9 protein-coding genes (1 of these 9 running past the window's edge) are annotated in these 17,221 nt (G+C 65.3%); all 9 read right to left on the bottom strand.

Annotated elements, in window-relative coordinates; translation table 11 throughout:
- A partial coding sequence (locus QUV35_RS07455) for a hypothetical protein (protein WP_300872146.1) occupies positions 1–1,683 on the bottom strand: 1,683 nt, incomplete at its 3' end.
- 251 nt (positions 1,684–1,934) lie between these two features.
- Positions 1,935–3,785, bottom strand: coding sequence for an efflux RND transporter periplasmic adaptor subunit (locus QUV35_RS07450; RefSeq protein ID WP_300872144.1), 1,851 nt, complete (start codon positions 3,783–3,785; stop codon positions 1,935–1,937).
- Positions 3,782–4,618 (bottom strand): efflux RND transporter periplasmic adaptor subunit, encoded by an 837-nt coding sequence (locus QUV35_RS07445; protein WP_300872141.1) that lies wholly within the window; start codon positions 4,616–4,618, stop codon positions 3,782–3,784. Before QUV35_RS07445 ends, QUV35_RS07450 begins: the two co-directional genes overlap by 4 nt.
- Before the next feature lie 53 nt (positions 4,619–4,671).
- The gene (locus QUV35_RS07440; RefSeq protein ID WP_300872139.1) at positions 4,672–6,693 is read right to left on the bottom strand and encodes a hypothetical protein; all 2,022 of its coding nucleotides are present in this window, start codon (positions 6,691–6,693) and stop codon (positions 4,672–4,674) included.
- Positions 6,690–8,834, bottom strand: a complete 2,145-nt coding sequence (locus tag QUV35_RS07435) for a biotin/lipoyl-binding protein (RefSeq protein WP_300872137.1) — start codon at positions 8,832–8,834, stop codon at positions 6,690–6,692. The genes QUV35_RS07440 and QUV35_RS07435 overlap by 4 nt, the downstream gene beginning before the upstream one ends.
- Positions 8,835–8,848: 14 nt before the next feature.
- A complete protein-coding gene (locus QUV35_RS07430; RefSeq protein WP_300872135.1) occupies positions 8,849–10,420 on the bottom strand; it encodes a TolC family protein in 1,572 nt (523 codons plus the stop codon).
- Between the two features lie 102 nt (positions 10,421–10,522).
- Complete coding sequence (locus tag QUV35_RS07425) at positions 10,523–11,260, bottom strand: SapC family protein (protein ID WP_300872133.1); 738 nt, start codon at positions 11,258–11,260, stop codon at positions 10,523–10,525.
- Between the two features lie 225 nt (positions 11,261–11,485).
- Complete coding sequence (locus tag QUV35_RS07420; RefSeq protein WP_300872131.1) at positions 11,486–12,859, bottom strand: DUF1566 domain-containing protein; 1,374 nt, start codon at positions 12,857–12,859, stop codon at positions 11,486–11,488.
- A 25-nt stretch (positions 12,860–12,884) separates the two neighbouring features.
- Positions 12,885–17,221, bottom strand: the 3' end of a protein-coding gene (locus QUV35_RS07415; protein ID WP_300872129.1) for an LEPR-XLL domain-containing protein. 37,987 nt of this gene lie beyond the right edge of the window; only the last 4,337 of its 42,324 coding nucleotides appear in the window; its start codon lies beyond the right edge, outside the window; it ends in the stop codon at positions 12,885–12,887.

Below are 17,221 nucleotides of genomic sequence, written 5' to 3'. Positions count from 1 at the left end.
GCCCTGCAGTTTCAGGATTTCTGCATCAACGTAGTCCACCACGGTGGTGGTGATGTCCACGAGCTGCGCTTCGATCGCGTCCAGGCGCAGGTCCACTGCCCCACCTTCGGCCGTGAGTGCCTGCAGCGCCTTGACCGCCACATCCAGGTCACTCAGTGCCGTCGTCAGACCTGCAACGTCGGCAATCGCCAACGTGTCGATCTGGTCTTGCAGACCTTTGATGTCACCTTCGAGCTCGAGCACCGCTGCAGCCACCGCCTGTTCGATCTTCAGGTACAGACCCTTGGCGTTGCTCGGATCCGGCGCCACCGCCGTGTTCGCTTCGCCGACAGCCAGCTGCAAGGCCGAAACATCGACGCCCGTTGCGGCGCCAAGCAAATCCAGCGATTCCAGCTGCCCGGAGAGCACCGCCAGTTGATCGTTCAAGGCCTTGATGGTCCGCAGGTCACCCACCGTGAGGACGCCCGTCAACTCTGTGCGCAAGGCGTTGATGGCATCGGCGATGAAGAAGTAATCGCTCAGGCTCATCTGCGATTCGGTCAGGAAGCTCGGGACTTTGTCCACCACGTTGGCCGCACCTGCCAGCAGCAGGACCGAGGTGCTCAGAACCGGGTTGGCCTCGCTGATGGCCGTCCGCAGGCTTTCGATCGTGGCCTCGGTGCTTCCGGATTCGTCCACACCCGAGGCCGCCGCCAGCAGCTTGCCGTAGGCATTGGCGGTCTGGTCCGGGGCTCCGGTGTTGGTGACCACCGCCACCGGGGCTTCACCCGTCACCAGGTCCTCCACCAGACCCAGCGCGTTCTTGACCTTGTCGTTGGCCACAGCAATCTGTTCGGCGGTGACATCCAGGGGCAAGGAGGCGCCCGGCGCAGCCAGTTCACGAACAGCCGCTTCGGTGAACACGTTCACGTTGACATTGACCACCTGACCGTTGTTGACGTAGGTCATGGCGCGCAGGTCGGCGGTGAGGTCCTTCGGCGCTCCGGTGGCTTCGTCCCAGTAGTCGGGTTCAGCGCCGTTTTCGTCCGTCACGACGACGAGCACCGGGCCGGTGTAGGGCTCCTGCAGCGCGAGCTCGAACGAACCATCGTCCTGGATGACTGCGACACCGAGCACCTCGCCGGCGGCGTTGTACACCGTGGCCACCAGCCCGGATCCCTCGACCACCGGCCCCATGACAAAGTTGCCCAAGAGCACGGCCGGCTTGACCACCACCACCGCCGTTGCTGCAGCAGCGCCCCCGCCCCCCGCCCCAGCCGCCAGGCCCGCGCCACCAGCGACCAACCAGCCCGCGTTGCCAAAGTCGGACGGCGCCTTCCACACGATGGGCTCGCCGGCGGCGGTCACGGATGCGGTGGCGGTGTCGGCGGTCACTGCGCCTGCGTTGGAGGCCGTCGCGTTGACAGGAATCTCGCCAGCCGGGAAAAACGCCACGTCGGAGACGCTGTAGAAGTCCAGCAGCGAGGCCACCTCGCCCTGCCCCTCAAGCTCCAGCACCAGGTCCTTGCCCTTGCGCTTGGCCAGCAGGCCTTTGACCGGCTTGCCGGTGGCCTCTTCCACCAAGGTCAGTTTGGTGCCGGGCAGCAGTGTGAGCTTGCTCAAAGCCTCAAGGCTGTAGCTCTGCTGGCTTCCGTTGGCGGCCTTGATGATTGCTTTGACGTTGGCTTTGGGGGTCGAGGTCATGGGTGCCTTGATTGAAAAAATTGGGTGAGGGAGGCGTCTTGTGTCGTCGGCGTGCGTCTGCGCAGGCACTTCGCAGTGCCACTTGCGTGGTTGAGCACACGCACGACTTCCACATGTTTGGAAATATAACTGATAAAGAAATCACAAATAACGCCATTGGACTTTTTACGCGTTACATGTAATTTTTGTCACTTTCTGACTTATGACCAGCGCGCGTGGCGCGTCTTGACCACAATGAGGGGAGTGGACACTCAGATCCACAGCTTCATGCGCACCAGATCCACCAGCCGGTGCGTCAGCAACCAGGCGATGTTCTTGCGCCCCGCATCGACCTGGGCCATGCCGCTCATGCCCGGGCGCCACCACGCTTCAGCGGGGTCGGTGAGCCGCACGCGCACCCAGAAATGGTTGCCTTGCTGGCCCTTGACCTGCGCCACCGGCACGATGCTTTCCACCACAAAGCCGATGCTGCGGTCGGGCTCGCTGAGCAGGCGCAGCTCACCCGAGGCGTTGACGCTCAGGTGGCGCACGTCGCGCTCGGGCAGGTGCAATGCCGCATACAGCCCTTCGACGCGGGCCAGGCGGAACAAGCGGTCGCCCTGGCGCACCGGCATGCCCGACAGATCGCGCCGGTCGCCCTCCACCACCACGGCGGCAAACGGCGCCTTGATCTGCGCCTGCTGCAGATAAAACAGCACCTTGTCGAGCCGGGCCTGGGCCTGGGCCACGCGGGCCTGGGCGATCTCGACCTCGGCCAACTCTCCCTGCGCCCGGGCACGGTCTGCCTCGGCCGCGTAACGGCGCAGGTCGGCACCAATCTCGGACTCCTGCAACAGCAGATCGCGCACATCCAGGCGTCCGAGCAAGGCGTTCGCCTCAACCTCGTCGCCCAGGGACACATCGACCTCCTGCACAAAGCTGTCAAACGGGGCGCTGATGAGCTGGGTGCTGTCGGTCAGCAGCTCGGCATTGGCTTCAATGCGGTGCGGCCAGGTGCCCACCAGCATGAAGAGCAGAACCAGAGAGGCCAGGCCGATGCCCAGGGTCTGCACCGGCTTGTCGGGGCCAAACCATTGGCCCGCCTGTTGGTGCAGGCGTTGCCACCAGCGCGCGCCAAACCACCGGCTGCGCTGATGCAGGTCGGCCAGCCAGGGCAGCAGCAGGTGCAGGGTCACCGACACCTGGTGCATGAGATCCGGCGCAAACCGGTCGGTCGGTGCGGCCAACAGCACCACCGCCTCGGGTGGTTCATCGGTGCGGCGCAAGACCAGGCTGCGCATGTGGACGTGGTTGATGGCACGCCCCAGCCGTTCATGGGCGAGCACCACAAAGCCGGAATCCGGCGGGGCCGGATAGACGATGTCGGTCTGCTGGTCCAGCGCCTCCTCCAGCGCGGCCTCGATCAGCTGCACGTTTTCTGCCTTGCGTTCAAACCGGTCGAGGTGGCTGATCGCCTGCGCCCGCACGTAGCTGACCTGCCGCCAGCCCAGCACCACCTGGTCGCAACCGGTCAGGGGCACCAGCCCGTTGACCAGCGCAAGCGCTGCGGGGCCGAACTGTTGCTCCTGCATGACCCGCGCCGCCAGATCCAGCAGTTCGAGCATGTGCGCGTCGACCGCGTTGACCGAGCCGGCCTGGCCGGCATCACCTGGCTCGCGCCGGCTCAAGGGCACATCGGCCACCAGCTGCAGGCGCAGCAGCAACTCGTTGAGGGAGGCCCGTTCCCGCGCCGGAATTTCAACCAGCGCGTACAGGTCACCATCGTCGGCCAGCAAGCGCACGCACGCCACGATGGCGTCATCGCCCTGTGCCACCGTGGCGTAACCGTGCCGCGCGGCGCGCCCGACCAGCTGGGGCAGCAGCTGGGGCGCGTGCACTTGCAACAGGCCGCCGGCCGGGGCACACAGCGCCAGGGGCTGCCATTGCTCGCCTTGCCGACTCACCAGCATGGAGGAGCGGCCACGACCCAGCGCGTTCAGGGCCACACACAGGCGCGGCCAGAAAGCGGCGTCGCGCGGCGCCTGGCGCAGCACCCGCAACATGTCCAGCAGTTCGCTGGCTTCGAGGCGCAAGGGCGCAGTCGTCTCGGGCACCAGGCTCATGACGAAGCCGGGGTGAGCTGAATGCGGCCTTTCACACCCGGACGGATGCGACGCTCGCCGTTGGGCAAGGTGATGCGCACCTCGACCAGACCACTGGCGGCATCGGCCACCGGCGACAGGAACCCGACCCGGCCTTGCAGCGGTTTGGGCTGGCCCGGGTCGTCCAGCATCACCTCGATGGCGTCCCCACGGTTGAGCAGACGGGCAGCCGCCTGGCTCAGGTTGGTGCGCAACTCCACGGTGGACTCATCGACCAGGCGCACGATGGGTTGGCCCGGGGTGGCCCATTCGCCGGTGTCCACCTGGATGGAGGTCACCACGCCGGAGACCGGCGCCACCAGCACCCGCATCTGCTTCTCTTGCTGGGCGAGATCCACTTCGTGCTGCTCGCGCTTTTTCTCGAGCTGCAACTGGTCGCGCCGACCTGCGACGCTCACCAGCTCCATCTGCAGCTTCATGAGTTCTTCCCGGCTGATGGAGCCGGTTTGTTCGTAGAGCTTGCTCGCGTCCCTGAACAGCCGGTCCAGGATGCGGTGGCGTTCTTCGATGCTGGTTTGTTCCGAGAGGTCTTCCAGGATGGTGCGCCGGCGCCGCAGTTCAATCGCCTGCAGATCGGACTCCAGCTCCAGCAACGGCTGGCCGGCACGCACACGTTGCCCGATCTTGACCGGCACGCGGCTGACGACACCGCTGACCGACACGCTCAGGGTGAGGTCGCGCGTGGGATAGATCACGCCGACAAAGGTCTGTGCCGAACCCAGGGCCGGGCTCAGAACCACGAACAGGGCCAGGCAATGCCGCGTCAGGCGGGAGGGTGTGCTGAAGGTTTTCATGGGTTGCTCAAAAAGATCGGAAAACTTGAAACGGGACGACCGGGCATGCGCCCTCATCCGCGCGGGGAGGGCGAGTAGTCGTCGGTGAACGAGAGCTGTTTGCGCAACTGCAATTCGCGCTGCTGCAGTTGCTTGCGCTGGCGCCAGGCGCGCCATTGGGCGTTGAATTGCGCCAGCGTGTGCAACCAGGGCATGACCCTGGCACGCCAGCGGGGACCGAGGCGGGCCAGCGCGCCCAGGGGACGCGCAAACCAGGGCGTGTGACGCACAAGAAGGTCGTCTTCCAGGCTGATGAAGCCCTGCGCAAAGCCGCGCGCGCCCTGGCGCCCCGCCCGACCGAACAATTGCCAGTCGACGCGGGCCGATTCGTGGGGCTCCAGCATCAGCACATGAAGACCACCGGCGGCAGCCACGTCCGCACCGATGTGGATGTCGGTGCCGCGACCCGCCATGTTGGTCGCCACCGTGATGTGCCCCGGCTGACCGGCGTTCTCAATGACCAGGGCTTCAGTGGCGTGTTGCTTGGCGTTGAGCACCACACCGTGCAGACCCAGGGCGCGCAGGGCTTCATCAAGCGTCTCACTGTCCGAGATGCGCCGGGTGCCCACCAGAACCGGATGGCCCTGGCGGTGCAGTTCGACCACGGTTTGCAGCACGGCCTGCTGTTTGTGGTCGCTGCTGGCGAAGTGACGAAACGCGGGGGTGACGAGCTGGCTGGGCAGGCGTGTCGGCACCACAAAGGTCATGAGGCCGTAGGTCCACCAGAGTTCGTTGCGAATGCCCTGCAGGGTTCCGCTGGCGCCCGACAGCCGGTGGTAGCGGCGGAAAAAATCCTGGAAGGTCATCCGGGCCATGGTGCGCGTGGGCGGCGTGATCTCGATCTGCTCCTTGGCTTCTATCGCCTGGTGCAGGCCATAGCTCCAGGTTCGACCGGGCATGGCCCGGCCGGTGTTTTCGTCGACGATGAGGATTTTTCCTTCGTCGACGATGTAATGGCGGTCGCGGTGAAAGATGTCGTTGGCGGTGAGGGCCTGACCCACCAGCTCCTTGCGCCGCGAGGGGGCGTGCCACACCGCGGGCAGTTGCCGGGTCAGGATGTCCAGCCGGTCTTCGCCCGCCCGGGTGAACTCGATGTCGCGAAAAACGGGATGCACGTTGTAGTCGGCGCCCCGCACCATCTCGCCGGCGATCGCGCGGGCGCGCTGCACGGCCTCGACCATCATGGGACTGGGCTCCGGCGCCGAAATGATCAGCGGCGTGGTGGCCTCGTCGACCAGCACGCTGTCGGCTTCATCAACAATGGCGCTGTGCAGGCCGCGCATCACGGTGTGTTGCTGCCCGGCTGCGGGTCCCATTTCATTCAGCCGGCGGCGCAAGGCATCGGTGGCACCGGCCAGAATGATCTGGTCGCGCAGAAAGTCGGCCAGCAGCTGTTTGCCCGTTGCGTAGGCCACATCGGCCTGGTAGCTGGCGCGCATCGCCTCCGGCGGGCTGTCCGCCACCACCGCCGCAACGCTCACCCCGCACCACCGGAACAGCGGCCCCATCAACTCGACGTCGCGCTGGGCCAGGTAGTCGTTGGAGGTGATGACGTGGCAAGGCAGGCCCGACCAGCCCAGCATGACCGCCGCGAGCGCCACGGCAATGGTCTTGCCTTCGCCCGCTGCCATCTGGACCACAAAGCCCTGGTGCATGGCCAGCGCTGCCAGCATCTGCACCGGGTAGGGTCGCTTGGCCAGGCTGTGGCGCGCGGCCAGCGCGATGCAGGCGAGCGCCTCGGCGCGCAGGCCGCTGGCGCCGGCGGGCTGCGGGCGGTTCTTCTGCGGGCCGTGCGTGCGCATCAGCGCCTTGATCTCACCCAGCCGTTGCTGCAACTGGCCAACAGACCAGTCAGCGCGCTGCTCCAGCAACTGTTCCGCCTGCCCGACTTCCTTCAGTAAGGCTTGGCGGGAATGCCCCGACAGGGCCTGCACCACAGGCACCCAGTCGGCCCAGCGCGCGCCGGCCGAGGCCGGGTGCTGGCGGGGCGGATGCCACCGGTAAGCGGTGGACGTGGCACGGGCCGCCGCGCTCACAGCTGGTAGCGTTTCTGCAGCAGCTGCATGAAGGCCGTCTCGAGCTGCACATAGAGCGACTGGTATTGCATCGGAATGCGCAACCAGCCGGTCATGCCGTGCCAGGCCACGCCGGGCTGGTCCTCTGGCATCGGTGCCTGGACTTCGTAGAAGGTGTCCACGGTGGACAGGCCTTGCGGGTCATCGGGCCGGACCGGAATGCTCCCTCCCCCGCTCCACCCCAGGGCAGAGGACGCCAGCTGCTGCTTCTGGTAGGGCAGCACCGCCAGCTGCCTGGCCTCGACCAGATGATCAGCCTGACCCATGAGCCGCAACTCTCCCGCCTGAGGACGGTCGCGGAACAGCCGGTTGGCCTCCTCCTGGGAGACCACGGCAGTGAAGCGCAGACGGCTGTTGTCAACCACCTCACCGAGCAATTCACCGCGGGGCAGCCAGTTGCCGACCTTCTCGTTGAGCTGGGGGGAAAACCAGACGCCGGTGTGACGCGCGCGCACTTCGAGGGCTTCGCGCCGGGCACCCAGTTCGGCGGTGCGTGCGGCCAGGGACTCCAGCCGCTGCTGCAAGGGCACGATGTCGCTCAAGGTGCTGCCCAGCGCCATGCTCAGGAGCATCCGGGTCTCCAGTGTCTGCTGCCGGGCAATGTCGAGCTCCCAGTCGAGCTCGGGACTCGCCAACACCAGCAACAGCTGGCCGGGCACCACCGGCGTGCCGGAGGGCACCACCACCGACTCGAGCCGGCCACTGCTGCTGGCCGTGACGCGCGTGTACTGGATGGCCTCCACCATGCCGGGCACCCGGATGGCGTGTGGCAGAGGCAGCCACAACGCCACCGCAGCGGGCACCAGCACCAGCGCCAGCGAAGCCAGAACGGCGCGGCGGCGGTTGCGGTAGACCGCTCCGCCGGTGAGGTGGGTGAACCATTTTTTGGCCGGCAAAACCACCAGCATGATCAGCGTGGTGAACGCAAACACCACCCCCACGGCAAACCATTGATCGGTCACGAACAACAGGATGGTGGCCACGATCAGCATGCGGTAGAAGAAGCTGAACAGGCCATAGAGCGTCATGTGCCACCACTCGCGGCGGTCGCGCGCCGGCGATTCGGCTTTTTCCGAGCCGAGCAGGTACCGGTCGGCAAAGTAGAACCACTGCTGGCTGGCCTTCTGGTACAGGTTGGGAATGTCCAGCAGGTCCGACAGCACGTAGTAGGCATCGAAACGCAGCAACGGGTTGCCGTTGAACAGCAGGCTCGACACCGATCCGATCACCATGACGTTGAAGGCCAGGCTGTTGACCAGCCCTGGCCCGGTGCTGGCCCAGACCATCGCACCCAGGGCTGCGAGGAACAACTCGACCAGGATGCCGGCGGCCCCGACCAGCGCACGCGCATGACGGCTGCGAAACCCCCAGCTGGCGGTGGCGTCCACATAGGGCAAGGGCATGAACACCAGGAACATCAGGCCCATGGTGTGGACCTCGCCGCCGAACTTTTTGACCACAAAGGCATGGCCGAGCTCGTGCAGCATTTTCATCACGGCCATGCACAGGTAAAGCCAGATCAGGTTGTCGATCGCAAACAGACCCTGGGACTGGTCCCAGAGGCGCTCGCCGTTGAGGATGGCGCTCAAACCGCCGGCCATCAGCACGCCGGTCAGCACCGCCGCCGCCGGCCAGCTCACCCACTTCTCCACCACGCCCCGTTGGCGGTTGAGCCAGGCATTGGGATCCCACAGCGGCACACGCAGGTACAGGAAGCCCAACAGCTGGCCGCCGATTTCGCGCTTTCGGTGGGTCTGGTAACGCTCAAAAATCGCCTGGCTGTCCGCCTTGGAGCGGTAGTGCAACAGGTTCGAGTGGTGCAGTTGGGACAGCACCTGCATCGCGTCTTCCTGACCCGGTGCTTCCTGCGGAAAATCGTCGAGGCAGCTGCGCCACACCTCGTCAACGGTGCGCTCGTGGCTCAGGCGGCTGACAAAGATGTAGGCCATGGGCCTGATCCGGAAGAACCGCTGTGTGTAGGCGTCGCGCAGCACGTACCAGTCCTCACCGCGAAAGCGCTGCTTGTGGATGGATACCGTGGGCAACAGGCTCAGCCGCGCCTGCGAGACGCGGTGCCAGGTTTCACTGAAGGTTGTGCTCACCGGGTGTCTCGGCTTCAGCGCTGGATGTCCACGCCGTACTGGTCCAGCAGGCTTCCGTCGGCCAGCATCAGGGCCAGGCGCGCCAGCTCCACACGGACTTCGCTGTCGAGCAGGCGCAGGCGACTCTCGTTGAGGTCGTCTTCGCGTTCGAGCACCTGCCGGATCCGCGCACGGCCCAGCTGGTACTGGGCCTGGTCGGCCACCAGCAAGGCCTCGCGAGCCCGCACGTCTTCGCCCTGCAGCCGGGCTTCGCTGAGCGTGCTTTGCAGTTGCTGGAAGCGCGTCAGCAGGTCGTTGCTGAGCGAGCGGTCAGCGGCCTGCACTTCCGCATCGGCCTGTTCCACGCGCACGGTCTGGGCGGCCAGGCGGGCATCGCCGCGCTGGTTGTTCAGTGGCATGTCCAGGCTGATCGCAGCAAACCAGCCCGGGTGCTTGTTCGAGAAGCTGTCCTTCCAGGTCTGGTTGAGCCGGTCTCGCAGGCTGTTGTGATTGAACCCGAGCTCCAGGCTCAGATCGGGCAAGGCCTGGTTGCGGGCAAACTGCAGGCGGATGCCTTCCTGCTGCCGACGCAACAAGGCCAGCTGCAGAACAGGCCAGGACGATCGGGCTTTCTCAAGGCGCAGGCTCACCTCCTCACGGGTGATGGGGGCCACCACCGACGGGAGCTGCGGCACGAAGCTGGCTTCTGCCGGTGTGTCAGCCCCCAGGTTGAGCACGCCGCGCATGCGCGACTGCGACTCGAGCACCGCACGCTGTGCACGCACCAGTTCGGTCTCGCGCGCGCTCAGGGCAATCCGCATGTCGAGCAGCTCGGTTCGGGGGGCAAATCCGGCGTCCACCCGGCTGGCGACATCGGCCGACAATTTGCGCAGCGAGCCCATGGAAACCTCCCGCAGCGACAAGCCTTCAATGGCGCGGTGAAGCTGCCAGAAGACGTTCATGCCCTCACCCGCCGATTCCAGCACCTCCTTGGAGAAACGCTGCACATCCAGCTGTGCATCGAGCTCGGCGATGCGCAGATCGGCCTCGGTCGCGCTGCGACCCGCGTTGCGCAGCAGGGGCTGCTTGAGCACCAGACTCAAGGTGCCGGCGTACTCCACGCTGTTGGGCGGCAAAAACAGGTTGCTCTTGCGGTCGTTGAGCTGGTGCGAGAGGTCCAGCAACGCACCGCTGGGCAACTTGAACTGGAAACCGACGTCCAGGGTCTTGTACCGCGCCAGCAGAGGCCCGCCGGGATTGATCAGCTCCGTCAGTTGCGTGAATTCGTCGGTGCTGCGCGGCCGGTTGACGCTGTCGGTCCGGACGCGGGCCAGCAGTCTGGGGCTGTACAGAGCCTGTTCCGCCTCGAAAAGTCGGCTGCTGACGGCTTGCTGCAGCCCGGCATTCACCGCAGCGGCATTGCGAACAGCGACCAGGCGCACCAGCGCCTGGGGGGTCAGCGGTGTGTTGGGCCCGAGGCTGTCGGCCGGGGAAGCTGCAGGCGCCGGGCTCGTTGCGTCGGGACCGGGAGACGGGACAGGGGCAGGGGCATTGGCCAGCGCCAACGCGGGGACGACACACACCGCAACGAGAAACAGCAATTTCATGGGAGGCAGGATTCAGCGGTTGTACAAACAGAAAGAGGCCAGCACAGTCCACCGTGCCGGCCTTTCGCAAAGCGCCCCTGGGCGCCTTGAGATGCGGTCGTATCAGCTCTCGCTGGCGTCGGCGGTGCTGATGCCGGTGCGCCCGTCCTTGAGCATGATCAAACGCTCGATCTGGGCCAGCGAGCCCAGGTGCGCGTACAGCGCGGGCAGGTAGCGGGTCTTGCGCAGTTCGAGGAAACGCTCGTCGGACAAATTGTTCAGGCGCTCTTCGTTCACCACGTAGCAGCCGGTGATGTTCTTGACCTGATCGGCTTGTCGCACCCGCATGTTCAGCGGCGTGAACATGTTGTGCTCGGCCAGGTACTTGCAGAACGCCTTGGTGAAGGTGTCCATCTGCTGCAGCTCGCCCAGGTAACGCTTCACGTTTTCCAGCGCCTCTGCGGGTTCGCCCTGTTCGTCGAACAGCGGAGCGCCTTCGTCATCGTTGACCAGTGCGCTGGCCTCATCGATGCACACCGTGAACTGGCCTTCCTGATCGGTCGATGCCAATGCAAAGGGGTAGCGACGGATGATGGCGGGAATGTAGGAGGCCTGCCATTTGCCGGCGCCGTCAACAAACAGGTTTTCACCGCCGTCCAGGCCCATCAGCGCGACCGGGCGGAACTCGTCTTTTTCCTTGTCTTCCAGAAAGACCACCGGGTAGATGGCAGAGGCGCGCACAAACTCGTGCGCCATGACCGAGGCGATGTGGAACTGGGAAGCAAACTTGAAACCAGAGATCTGCTTGACCTTCTTGCCCGCGTGACGGTCTTTGTTGACGGGAACCAATTTCTCAAACATGTATTTTCCTAAAACAAAAGAATTCAAATAATCAAAAACACCAACTCAGCTCCAGACTCATCACCTCATGAACGCTCCCCCAATAGAACCTGATAATCCAGCAAAAATGATACTTGCGACATTTATACGACCAACAAAATCAAACAAATGAGACAAATGACACGCTGTTGTCGGACATGACACGGCTGCCGAGTCGAGCGTCACACAACACGTGGGCGCCGGTCGTCAGGGGCCGGGCACCTCGTCTCCAGACAGGTTGCGCACAAAGATGGCACGCCCTGACAGATAGGGGCTTCTGAACTCCGTGGTGAATCCACCCGCGACCGGGGCCAGAAGCCAGCGGCTCTTGTCGCTGTTGGCCGGAATGACATCGCCAGCAAACACCGTGCTGCTCCAGAAGGCCTCGCCGGCTGCGCTGTCGGGCGGCAGGTACGCCAGAGGCACACAGCCCTCGGTGACACAACCGTGGTCGCGATCGAACAGGCTCATCAGCTCCTTCTGGTTGGGCAAACGCCAATCGTTGTGGCCGCCCACCTTGAGAGCGGCGGCGTCCGACCTGGCTTGTTCGTACGTGGCCTGCGCCGGGCTCGCGGGCAGGTGCCACATCAATTCCAGGCTGCCCGATACGAACAACCGGTCCTCTGGCTTGCTGACCTGCGTGAAGGACGAAGTGAGCGCTTTCGAGCGGGCCACCATGACCGGGAGAGCAAGACCCTTCGCAACTGTTCCGTCACCTGCCTGAAGATAAAAGAACGTGCCGCCAGACATCGTCACCTGGTAATTCTCACTTCCCAAATGCGGCAGGTAGTCTTGTGAAAGAGCGGGGTTGAACCTGCCGAGATCGAGAACGCTGGCCAGCTCATGGCTGGACGGAAGAAACCATTCGCCGGCTGGGATGCCACACAAACCGTCGTTTCCGGCTGGGTCGTGAACACGCCAGACGAGGCCGGTGACGTTGTCGCGCGTGCACACCCAGCCGCCCGGATCAGCGCTGACCGCAGCGTTGACATCGGCCGTCGATTTGGGGAGTGGGCCTTTGCAGACCTCCACCGCACCGCCTGCGTCCTTCACACACAGGCGGGTGAAGTCGAAGCCCTTGTCACCCGAGCCCACTTTCGTCAAGGTGGACGCGACCACCGCATCGCGCCCTTCTCCGCCATCGTCCGCCAGTTCGCTGCCGGTGTCGTTGAGCAAGGTCCGCTGGCACACGATGCTGGCGCCCTGGGCCGCGGCGCTTCCTGCCGTGCCACGCCCATTGACCACCTGGCACAACTGGTTCAGCGGGTGTTTGCGCACCGTGATGTCATGGGAAAAGTTCGGCACCACGTCGAAGAAGGTGTGGCTGCTGGCATTGGGGGCAATGGCGAACGCCGCGGACTGGGGCGTCAGGGACAGCACCAGCCCGGCCTCGCGCAGGCCCTCAACGCGCGCAGAAACCGAGAGGTTGCTCGCGCCACTCCCCCCGCAGGCAGAAAGACCCAGGCTGGCGGCCAGCAGCAGCCCCCCCAGGAGGGGGCTGGAGCGCTGGCGCGGCCCCTGGCCAGCGTCGACAAAGCAAGGGACGGTGCGAACGGCTTTTTTCATGTTCAGTTTCTTCATGGGGTTTCGCAGATGGTGGTCGATGTCAAAGCGCCAGCTCCTCGACCCAGAGGTCAAAGTCGAAGGTGTCTTTGGACGCTTGACCGTCACCCATGGACCCCTCCAGCAAGAAGGCGTCTTTCAGGGTGTCGCTGTCCTCCTCCAACGCCAGCATCATGTTGATCAAGGCGTCGGGCTTGGCCAGTTCGGCCACCGCCACGCTTCGCCGACCGCGCTCGAGCTGCAGCAAGGCCTGCGCCTCACTTGGCGTGAGAGGTGTCTGCGAACCCGGCACCTTGGGCAGCACCGGGCTGGTGAGGGGCTTGATGGACCAGGTCACCTGTCCGGCCCCGTTGTCGGAACGCTGGAACTCGCGACCGTCCACCACCACCTGCTGGTGCAGCACCTGGCTGGCGCTCTGCAGCACGATGGCCATCTGGCGGTCCGGCAGCGACCGGTTGCCCGCCACTTCGGCTTCACCCGTGTTGAGCTGCACCCGGGCCACCTGGGCACGCAATGCGGTGGACGCGCTGTCGGTGGCCACGCCATAACCGGTGATGACCAGGCTGTCGGCGGTGATGTTGGTCTGGGCGGCTTGCAGCTGGCTGCGGATTTCGCCGCTTCGGCCATCCAGCCGCACCTCGCCGCGAGCCTTCAGCTCGCCCAGTGCCAGTCCTGTGGCCGTCAGGTCGATGCTGAACGCTTCAATACGTACGGTATCGCCCATGGCCACAAAACCAAAGGCGTTGAGGCCGATGTGGCCAGTAGCGCTCACATTTCCCAGCACCAGTGCGCTGGCTTCGTTCACATAAGCCGCACCGCTGGTGCTCAACACCAGGCTGTCCACGTCGGTGTCCAGCGCGTTGCCCGCCACTCCCACGCTGGCCGCCATGATGCTCAGGCTGCTCGCCGTGATGTCAACGTCGTCGCCATCCACGTCGCCGTCCACCACCGCACCCGCCACATTCAGCGTCACGCCCCTGTTCTCGGCGCTCACACTGACCACGCTCAGGTTGCCCGTGCCGGTCACGGTGATCAACACATCGTCTGTGGCCAGCACGCTCTGCGCGATCACGTCGCCACCTGCGCTCAGATTCAACAAACCACTGACGCTGGTCAATGTCAGTGCGCTGGCTTCGTTCACATAAGCCGCACCGCTGGTGCTCAACACCAGGCTGTCCACGTCGGTGTCCAGCGCGTTGCCCACCACTCCCACGCTGGCCGCCATGATGCTCAGGCTGCTCGCCGTGATGTCAACGTCGTCGCCATCCACGTCGCCGAACTGGATGTCGCCCAACGCATGCAGGACAACGACTCCGCCATTGGCAGCTACAACCTGCGCCAGGACGCTATCGAGCTGCACCGTCTGCGCATCCAGGCCAACCCGGTTCACGCGGTTGCTCGCTTCACCGATGTTCAGCCCACTGCTGGTGCTCAGGAAGATGCCCCCAGAACCCGCCCGCGCGGCCAGCGTACCGATTTGGATAGCCAGCGAGCCGGCCTGCGAGCCGATGGAGACACCGGCTTGCAATGAAAGCATCGCGGCGCTGACATGAACCGTGCCATCTGCAGCCGCAGAGGTGATAGAACCGTTTTCGCCGGCTGACAAGGCAACATGGCCCGTTCCCGCGTCGATGCGCTGCAACGCAATATGGCTACCCGCAGCATAGCGCAGGTCGCCGCCCTGAGCTGTGCTGCTGGCGCCTGCCCCCATGATGATGGAGCCATCAGCCACCAAGTCCAACGTGCCCATGAAGCCGCAGGCGAGCAGATCGCTGTTCTGCCAGATATCGCCATCCGCATGAATGCTGATGTTCCCCCCGCTAGAAGAGACCGCAGCATCGAGAACGATATCGGCACCAACACCTGCCGCATTCAGCAGCAGATTGCCCTGAGCCACCAGGGCGGCCTGCGCCTCGATGACGATACTCCCGCTGGCGTTCACCACAACGTGACCGGCGCTCTGAATAGCGGATGTGCTTTCGCTGCGAATGGTCTGGATGCCCACCTGTTCGTCGGGGCGGTACACAGCAGCGTCAACATAGCCCAAGGTGATCGGTCCCGGGCTGCTCAGGAACACGTGGCTGTCTTGCCCCCGGGTGGTGATACTGATGCGCTGCACCGCCAGATGCAGCGGGTTGGCCGCTGTGCCCAGTGCACCCTGCACATCCAGGCGCAGTTCGGTCGCTGTCACGGACAAATCTCCGCCCTCCAGCGGGGCTAGTGTGCCATCGGTGACCAGCCAGACCTTGTTGGCGGACAACAGGCCGGCGTCAATCGGCCCGCCCGAGCGGATGCGCAGGTTGCTGTCAGCGGCCACGATCTGGTTGCGCCGGGTCATCACCACATCGCCCGCGCCGGCATCGATGTTGATGGTGCCACCGCCACTTGTCTGCACCGCCACCCGGTCGGCCAGTTCGATGTTGCCACTGGACTCAAGGCTGATGGCACCGGCCTGGCTGTTCAGGCTGCGCAGCAGCAGCAGCCCGGCGCCCTCGCCCACGCTGGTGATCTGGATCCCTCGTTCGCCCAACGCGCTCACGCCGTCGCGCACCGTGAGGATGCCCATGTCGCGGGCGATCAGGCCAATGCCGCCCAGGTCGATGTCGCGCAAGGCGTCGATGGCCCTCACGGTGACGGGCTCGTCACCCATGAGCTCCAGGCGCAAGGCCTGCAGGGCCGAAGAAGCGCTGAGCACCGCACGACCTTCGATCCGGCCACCGCCGGTGATCAGCAGGTTGCCCCCCGCCGCGGACTCACCGCCCAGCGCCGGCACCACCGCCTGCTCAAAGCCCACGCGGTAGATGTCCTGGAACAGCAAACCGGCGGCATTCTGCAGGTCGATCCCGCCGACAAACCGCAACTCGCTGGCACCAGCCACCGTGAGCAGGCCACCGGCACCCACGGCCAGCGTGGAATGGAACCAAACCTCGCCCTGGGCCTGGATCACCACATCGCCGGCCACCTCCGCAGGCCCGCCAAAGCTCACATCGGCCATCAAGGCCTGCGGCGTTTCGATGCGCAACCCGCCAGCGCTCACCAGCAACGACGCGTCGAAGCGCACACCGCCCTGTGCCTGGATCACCGCGCCTTGCGCCACCGTGACCGCCTGGGCAAATCGCACATCGGCACCCGGTGCCGGGATCGCAGCGTTCTGGTCTGGTGCCACCACCAGATGCAGCCCACCCGCCACCGATACCGATGGCAGGGCAGCATCCGTGATGGTGTTGAAGCCACCTTGACCGTCGGCTCGCTGAACGCTCACGGCCACGGCGTCCAGCAGCACGGAGCCCACGGAGCGCAGCCACACATCGGCGGCCGGCGCGCTGGCCGTGGTGCGCACACTGAGCGTGTCCACGTCGAGCACCAGGAGCGCCGCTGCGGAACCCACCGGGCCCCCGGCGTCGATGCGCAGGCGCTGGGCGGTGACCGTGGGCGCCGGTCCCGACCCGGCGGCCACGGCCATGGACCCGGCCGCCGTGACCAGCGAGACATCGTTCCTGGCCACCAGGGTGCCCAGGGTCATGTTGCCGCCCGAAGACAAACGCAAGCTGCCCTCCATGGCTTGCACGCGCGAGTCGGCATCCATGCGCAACACCGTGGCGGCAGACAGGTGCAGATCGCCGGCTTGCGCCGTCACATCGGCCCCGTTGACCAGCAACAGACTGCCGCTGCTCTCCAGCGTGATGCTGCCGCTCTCTGCGCTCATGCCGCGCAGAACGCGCATTTCACCGCTGGTATCCAGCGTCGACGAGCGCAGCGCGATGTCGATGCCGCGCCCGCCCAGGGCGACCACGTCATCAACCACCGACAAGCGGCCCACATCGGTCGCATGCACGCTCACGCCGCCCAGATCGATCGCCCGATCCGCATCAATCGCACTCAGCAGCACCGGTACCGCACCCGTGACCGACAGGCGCAGGGCTTCCAGTTGTTGCCCGTTGGTGGCAGGAACGGCCACGCCTTCGACACGCCCACCACCGGAGAGCATGAAGTTGCCGCCCGCCGAGACCTGCTGGCCGAGCACCGGCACCGCAGCTTCCACAAACAGCACGCGGTACACGTCGTCGAGCACCATCCCGGGGCGCCCGCCGATCGCACTGCCGCCGGTCAACTCGACACCACCCACGAAGACCACCTCGTCGGCCCCGTTGATGATCAGCTGGCCGCCGTTGATGTGAACAGTCGATTCAAAACGAACGGTGCCTTTGGCATTGATCACCAGATCGCCGTTGACCGTGACCTTCTGCTCGAACACCACGTCGATCGCATCTTCAATGCGCAGGCCGCTCAGCGGCGCCTGCCCGCCCACCTCGGCGCGGAAGTAGATGTCACCCGCGTCCCGCTGGTTGGGACTCCGCAGGCCGGCCGGGTCGCCACCGG

Origin of the sequence: Hydrogenophaga sp. (assembly GCF_030373225.1) — a bacterium.
In the GTDB taxonomy this organism is placed as follows: domain Bacteria; phylum Pseudomonadota; class Gammaproteobacteria; order Burkholderiales; family Burkholderiaceae_C; genus Hydrogenophaga.
The sequence above is the reverse complement of the archived record's forward strand: the minus strand, read 5'-3'. Positions and strand labels throughout refer to the sequence as shown.

Coding starts and splice junctions, on each gene's coding strand:
- QUV35_RS07420 (WP_300872131.1), bottom strand. CDS start 12,859: ATGAAGAAACTGAACATGAAAAAAGCCGTTCGCACCGTCCCTTGCTTT.
- QUV35_RS07445 (WP_300872141.1), bottom strand. CDS start 4,618: ATGAAAACCTTCAGCACACCCTCCCGCCTGACGCGGCATTGCCTGGCC.
- QUV35_RS07450 (WP_300872144.1), bottom strand. CDS start 3,785: ATGAGCCTGGTGCCCGAGACGACTGCGCCCTTGCGCCTCGAAGCCAGC.
- QUV35_RS07425 (WP_300872133.1), bottom strand. CDS start 11,260: ATGTTTGAGAAATTGGTTCCCGTCAACAAAGACCGTCACGCGGGCAAG.
- QUV35_RS07430 (WP_300872135.1), bottom strand. CDS start 10,420: ATGAAATTGCTGTTTCTCGTTGCGGTGTGTGTCGTCCCCGCGTTGGCG.